The following is a 1,663-nucleotide window of genomic DNA, read 5'->3' on the forward strand; positions in this document are numbered from 1 at the left end:
AGAAGCTCTTTCGTCAATGTTCCACCCATGAGCAACCACCCACCACACGTACGGCGATGGCGTGGCACCTGAACCACCCACCCACCAGCAAACACCAGCGAGCGAGGGTTGGTAGCTCCTTAGAAAGGAGGTGATCCAGCCGCACCTTCCGGTACGGCTACCTTGTTACGACTTAGTCCCAATCGCCAGTCCCACCTTCGACCACTCCCCCCGCGAACGGTTGGGCCATGGGCTTCGGGTGTTACCGACTTTCGTGACTTGACGGGCGGTGTGTACAAGGCCCGGGAACGTATTCACCGCAGCGTTGCTGATCTGCGATTACTAGCGACTCCGACTTCATGGGGTCGAGTTGCAGACCCCAATCCGAACTGAGACCGGCTTTTTGGGATTCGCTCCACCTTACGGTATCGCAGCCCTTTGTACCGGCCATTGTAGCATGCGTGAAGCCCAAGACATAAGGGGCATGATGATTTGACGTCATCCCCACCTTCCTCCGAGTTGACCCCGGCAGTCTCCCATGAGTCCCCGGCATAACCCGCTGGCAACATGGGACGAGGGTTGCGCTCGTTGCGGGACTTAACCCAACATCTCACGACACGAGCTGACGACAACCATGCACCACCTGTGCACGAGTGTCCAAAGAGACCACCATCTCTGGTGGCTTCCCGTGCATGTCAAGCCTTGGTAAGGTTCTTCGCGTTGCATCGAATTAATCCGCATGCTCCGCCGCTTGTGCGGGCCCCCGTCAATTCCTTTGAGTTTTAGCCTTGCGGCCGTACTCCCCAGGCGGGGCACTTAATGCGTTTGCTGCGGCACGGAACTCGTGGAATGAGCCCCACACCTAGTGCCCAACGTTTACGGCATGGACTACCAGGGTATCTAATCCTGTTCGCTCCCCATGCTTTCGCTCCTCAGCGTCAGTTGCGGCCCAGAGACCTGCCTTCGCCATCGGTGTTCCTCCTGATATCTGCGCATTCCACCGCTACACCAGGAATTCCAGTCTCCCCTACCGCACTCTAGTCTGCCCGTACCCGATGCAAGCTCGAGGTTGAGCCTCGAGTTTTCACACCAGACGCGACAAACCGCCTACGAGCTCTTTACGCCCAATAATTCCGGACAACGCTTGCGCCCTACGTATTACCGCGGCTGCTGGCACGTAGTTAGCCGGCGCTTCTTCTGCAGGTACCGTCACTTGCGCTTCTTCCCTGCTGAAAGAGGTTTACAACCCGAAGGCCTTCATCCCTCACGCGGCGTCGCTGCATCAGGCTTTCGCCCATTGTGCAATATTCCCCACTGCTGCCTCCCGTAGGAGTCTGGGCCGTGTCTCAGTCCCAGTGTGGCCGGTCGCCCTCTCAGGCCGGCTACCCGTCGTCGCCTTGGTAGGCCATCACCCCACCAACAAGCTGATAGGCCGCGAGCCCATCCCTGACCGAAAAACTTTCCAACCACCCCCATGCGAGGACGGCTCATATCCGGTATTAGCCCCGGTTTCCCGGAGTTATCCCGAAGTCAAGGGCAGGTTACTCACGTGTTACTCACCCGTTCGCCACTAATCCACCCAGCAAGCTGGGCATCATCGTTCGACTTGCATGTGTTAAGCACGCCGCCAGCGTTCGTCCTGAGCCAGGATCAAACTCTCCGTAAATGAACAACGCCCACCACC

General features: G+C 58.2%; 1 rRNA gene. It reads right to left on the reverse strand.

Annotated features, from left to right (window positions below):
* Window positions 1-123: 123 nt before the first annotated feature.
* Window positions 124-1,645, reverse strand: a 16S ribosomal RNA gene (locus AC3WT4_RS19850).
* Window positions 1,646-1,663: the final 18 nt, after the last annotated feature.

Source organism: Cellulosimicrobium sp. EB106-03-01-XG111 (genome assembly GCF_058792115.1).